4 protein-coding genes are annotated in these 5,006 nt (G+C 60.5%); 1 reads left to right on the plus strand and 3 read right to left on the minus strand.

Going from position 1 to position 5,006, the window contains the following annotated elements:
• Positions 1 to 87: 87 nt before the first annotated feature.
• From PA598K_RS25055 to PA598K_RS25065, 3 genes are all read right to left on the minus strand, one after another.
• Complete coding sequence (locus PA598K_RS25055) at positions 88 to 1,563, minus strand: DHA2 family efflux MFS transporter permease subunit (protein WP_128659580.1); 1,476 nt, start codon at positions 1,561 to 1,563, stop codon at positions 88 to 90.
• A gap of 156 nt (positions 1,564 to 1,719) precedes the next feature.
• A complete protein-coding gene (locus PA598K_RS25060) occupies positions 1,720 to 2,094 on the minus strand; it encodes a glyoxalase superfamily protein (protein ID WP_128659581.1) in 375 nt (124 codons plus the stop codon).
• Positions 2,095 to 2,112: 18 nt separating this feature from the next.
• A complete protein-coding gene (locus PA598K_RS25065) occupies positions 2,113 to 3,030 on the minus strand; it encodes a hypothetical protein (protein ID WP_128659582.1) in 918 nt (305 codons plus the stop codon).
• Between the two features lie 305 nt (positions 3,031 to 3,335).
• Here PA598K_RS25065 and PA598K_RS25070 point away from each other — a divergent pair.
• Positions 3,336 to 5,006: vWA domain-containing protein (locus tag PA598K_RS25070; RefSeq protein WP_128659597.1), on the plus strand; the 1,671-nt coding region annotated here is incomplete at its 3' end.

The raw sequence follows: 5,006 nt of genomic DNA on the forward strand, positions 1-5,006 counted from the left end.
AAGCGACTTCGGAAGCATAAATTTCATTTCTACAGATTCGATCCCCTGCCTCTTCGGCCATTTTGAGGGCAATCTCTTTTTTTAAATTTAGTGTGATGGCGCCTGACGAGTCGATCCGTCGACGACGACGCGGCGGATGAACAGGGCGAGAATCAGGCCCGCTACCGTTACAGCCAGCGAGAACAGCAGCGCTTGCTGCGTGCCAACGGTGTTGGCTTGCAGGAGTACGGCGGGATCAGCAATGTCGGAAGCTCCGGCCAGCTGGCGGGCGATGCCGTTGGAGAGGATGCTGACCGCTACGGCCGTGCCGATCGCGCCTGCAACCTGCTGGAGCGTGTTCATGACCGCTGTGCCGTCCGGGTACAGCTCTGGCGGCAGCTGGTTCAGGCCGTTGGTCTGCGACGGCATCCATACCATCGAGATCCCGACCATGATCGCCGAGTGCATCACGATGATAAAGGCGATCGGCGTCTCCGGGGTGATGCCCGAGAGCTGCCACATCGCGATCGAGACGATGACCAGACCCGGGATGACTAGACCACGCGGACCGAACCGGTCGAACAGGCGTCCCATCACCGGCGAGAGCAAGCCGTTCATCAGACCGCCAGGCAGCAGCATCAGACCGGCAGCCAGCGCCGAGAGCATCATCGCACCCTGCAGGTAGAGCGGCAGGATCAGCATCGACGAGAGAATGATCATCATGCAGAACAGCACCATCGCCAGCCCGAGGACGAACATCGGATAACGGAAGACGCGCATATTGATCATCGGCTGCTCCATCCGCAGCTGACGCAAGGTAAAGAACAACAAGGCGACGAATCCGACCGCCATCGGAGCGACGACGAGCGGGCTGCTCCAGCCGCCGCCGCCTTCGCCGGCGCTGCTGAAGCCAAAGACGATGCCGCCGAAGCCGATCGTCGAGAGCAGGATCGACAGTACATCAATGCGTGGTCTGGTGGGCGTCGTCACATTCTGCATGAAGAGTAAGCCGCAGATCAGGGCCAGGATGAGGAACGGCAGCGACAGCCAGAAGATCCAGTGCCAATCCAGCTTGTCGATGAGCAGACCGGCAGCGGTCGGGCCGATCGCAGGCGCGAACATGATGACCAGACCGATCACGCCCATCGCCGCGCCCCGCTTCTCCACAGGGAAGACGATCAGGATCGTGTTGAACATCAGCGGCAGCAGCAGACCTGTGCCTGCAGCTTGCAGGACGCGCGCTGTCATCAGGATGGCGAAGCTGGGCGCCATCGCGGCGATCACCGTACCGACGATCGAGAAGGCAAGAGAGGCGATGAACAGTTGCCTCGTCGTGAACCACTGCAACAGGACGCCCGAGAATGGCACCAGCACGCCTAGCGTGAGCAGGTAGCCTGTCGTCAGCCATTGCGCCGTCGCCTTCGAAATATCAAAATAACCCGTCAGCTCATGAATCGCAATATTAAGAGCCGTCTCGCTGAACAGTCCGATAAATCCGCTGATGAGCAGCGAGATCATAATCGGCATCACACGAATGCTCTTCGGCTGCGGGGTGTTGTAGCTGCCATTGGCGGCTGCTTGCATGAATAACAATCCTCCAGTAATTTCTCCACTGCTGTCAGGCAATAGCGAAGCGTAAGATATCTTGCAAAGAAGTTTATTATATGGTATGGGTTCTTCGAGTGTCAACGCGCAAAACTTAACACAAGCACGCCTCGCAGTCGTCCTAGCTTGATCTGTCTAACCGATGCTATCCTGCTCGTAAAACGTGATGCGATTGCCGAACGGGTCGAGCACGCTGACCTCCCGGCTGTCCCATGGCGTGCTCTCGATGCCGGGCCGGGAGAACAGATAGTTTTTGCCCAGCAGCTCGGCGTGCAGCCGCTCGATGCCTGCAACCTCGATACGGACCGCTGCGCCCGGACAACAATCGCCGTGATGCTCCGTCAGATGAAGCGTACAGTCCTGAAGCGAGATCTGCATATACGTCGGCAGCCCCTCCGAGGGACCTTGCTCCCAGTCGAGCTGGAAGCCGAGATAATCGAGGTAAAACGACTTGGCCTTCTCCACATCAAACATTCGGAACAGCGGAATCATGCTACGAAATACAGTCATCGCTATCATCCTCTCCATTCAAGACTGGTACTTCTCCTTATATACCCTGTATGTCTCGGCGACCAACTCATCCCGATACGCCGCCGGACGCTCGGCGATGATCCGGTACAGCCGCATGAAGCGGTCGCGCGGCAGCCGATGCGCGTAGCGCAGCAGCAGATGCGGATACAGCTTGACGTACCTGGCGCGGCGCACGGCGGCGGACGCGACCAGCGTCAGGATCTCCTCGCCGTCCTCCATCCGGCGGAACTGCGCTTCATGCACCATCACATAACGCAGCGTCTTCTCCTTGATCAGATCCTTGCGGAGCCGGGCGATCTCGCCGATGTAGGCGGCCAGATCGACATTGAACTGGTCCATCAAGAGCGGCTCCAGCATCAGGTCCATGTCCTTGCGCAGGATGAAGGTCTGCAGCAGCAGCACCTGCTCCATCTTGATCGGGTCGGTGCGCATCAGATAGCCGATCTCCCGCAGCATCTCGTAGGTGCGCGGCTTGTCGCCGCTGCGGAACACCGCGATCGCATCCTCCCGGTCCTCCATCAGTCCGTGAATGACCCGATCGCCCTCCCGCTCGAAGAGCTGTGCCAGCCGCCGCAGCCGCTGACCCGGCAGCATCCGCAGCTGGACGCGCCAGAGCAGGACCAGCGACAGGATGCCGCCGCCGAGCGCGAGCGCCAAGAGCGGCACATCCTCCCCGGCGAAGTAGACGGCCGCCGCGCCGAACACGAGCACGACGAGCCGCTCGAACCACATCGACTGGCGCGCCCGCGCCGCCGCCTCCTCCTCGATCGGGATGAGCTTGCGCTTATGGCAGGCAGGGCATTCCTCCTCCCGGAGCACCGTATAAGCGCCGCAGCCCCTGCACCGGCTCAGCTTCTGGTAGGCGTACTCCGGCCGCTCGAACGGCTTCAGCAGCACTGCTTCTCTCGTCGTCATCGCGTCTCACGCCTGCCCTGTCGCAGCACCGACAACAGCGAGTGCTCCAGATCGCGCGGCTCCGGCGTCCGACGGGCCCGGATATAGTACAGCGCAATTCTTATTCCCGTAAAAAGAAACACGATCCCGATACATACGTATGTAACCATAGGCAGACACCTCTCTTCTGTTGCTCGCGGCGCGCAGGCGGTGGAAAATGTGAAAGTTAGGCAATCATCAGTTATACTCTATAGTATATCACTATTGGTAGGTCCACGAGAACTTGGCGAACCATGCCACTCAATCTGTCCAAAGGAGTAAAACCTATGCCATTACGTATACGCGCAACGCATCGATATCTATACATCCTGCTCGTCCTCTCCCTGCTGCTAGCTGTCGCAGCGCCTGCGCACGCTTCGCCTCCGGCATCGCAGGGCGGAGCGAGCGCCAAGCTGGACGCCGTGCTGTTGCTCGATGTGAGCAAGTCGATGAACAGCAGCGACCCGAACAATATCGGCGCAGAAGCGATGAAGATGTTCATCGACATGCTCTCCGCCCAGGGCGACAAGGTCGGGGTCGTCGCCTACACAGATCGTATCGAGCGGGAGAAGGCGCTGCTCTCGATCCAGTCGCAAGCCGACAAGGAGACGCTCAAGACCTTCATCGACCAGCTCGGTCGCGGCACCTATACCGATACGTCCGTCGGCCTGACCGCCGCCCTGCAGCAGCTCCGGGATGCTGCCGATCCCAATCACGAGCCGTTGATCATCCTGTTCACCGACGGCAACAACGATTACGATCCGAAGACCGGACGCACCGCCGCCGACTCGGATCAGGAGAAGGCGGCAGCGCTGCAGCAGGCGCAAGCGGAAGGCATCCCGGTCTACACGATCGGACTCAATGCCAACGGCTCGCTCAACAGCGATGTGCTGGCCGGCATCTCCGATCAGACCGGCGGCAAGTCGTTCGCCACCAACACCGCCGACGATCTGCCGAGAATCCTGAGCGAGATCTTCGCCGCCCATCAGGAGTTGAACATCGTGCCGGTGGACTCGTTTACCGCCGATGGCACTGTCCGCGACATCCCGATCCAGGTGCCCAATGCCAACGTACTGGAGGCCAACATCTCGGTCATGTCCTCGCAGCCTGTCGAGGCCCGGTTGCTCGATCCGAGCGGCGCAGAGGTCGCGATCCCGTCGGACGAGGTGCTGCTCACCCGCTCGTCGAGCTACTCGCTGATCAAGCTGCTCCGGCCCGCTCAGGGGCAGTGGACGCTGCAGATCAAGGGCGTGCCGCAGGACAAAATCGATATTAACCTGATCTTCACCTACGATCTGGAGCTCGCGATCGAGCCGCTCAGCCAGACCGCCTACGCGCCCGGCGACTCGGTGAAGATCGCCGCATCGCTCGTCAGCGGCGGACAGCCGCTGGCGGATGCGGCGCAATATAGCAACATGACTGCCGTCATGCACGTCAAAGATATAGACACCGGTAAGACCGAGGAGGTCGCGATGACCGCAAACGGCGCCAGCTTCGAGGGAAGCTACGAGCTGCCAGAGGCGCATGACTACGAGATTTTCGTGCGCGCCGAGGAGACGAGCTTCTATCGCGAGAGCCCGCCCGTCACCGTCAGCGCCAAGGGTGGCGCGGCCAGCAAGCCGCCGCTGACCGGCCCTGAAGACGAGCAGGAGTCATCCTCCTCGCTGCTGCCGCTGATCGGCGGGATCGTCGGCGGGCTGCTCGTAGCCGGGTACTTCCTGATGCGTTATCTGAAACAGGCGGGTCGCGGCTTCGTCGGCCAGCTCGTGCTGGAGATTCGCGACGAGAATACCGGCGACCGCTCGCATCCGCAGTACAAGAAGCTGAACCTGTTCAAGGGCAAATTCCATCTGCACCAGCTCTTGCAGTTGGCTCCTGAATTAAAGGAAACCGAGCGCATCGTCTTCCGTCCCGGCAAAAACGACCGGCTGCTGCTGCAAAACGGCTCAGGCAGCGTC

The sequence above is a fragment of the Paenibacillus sp. 598K genome, from assembly GCF_003851045.1.
Taxonomy (GTDB): domain Bacteria; phylum Bacillota; class Bacilli; order Paenibacillales; family Paenibacillaceae; genus Paenibacillus_D.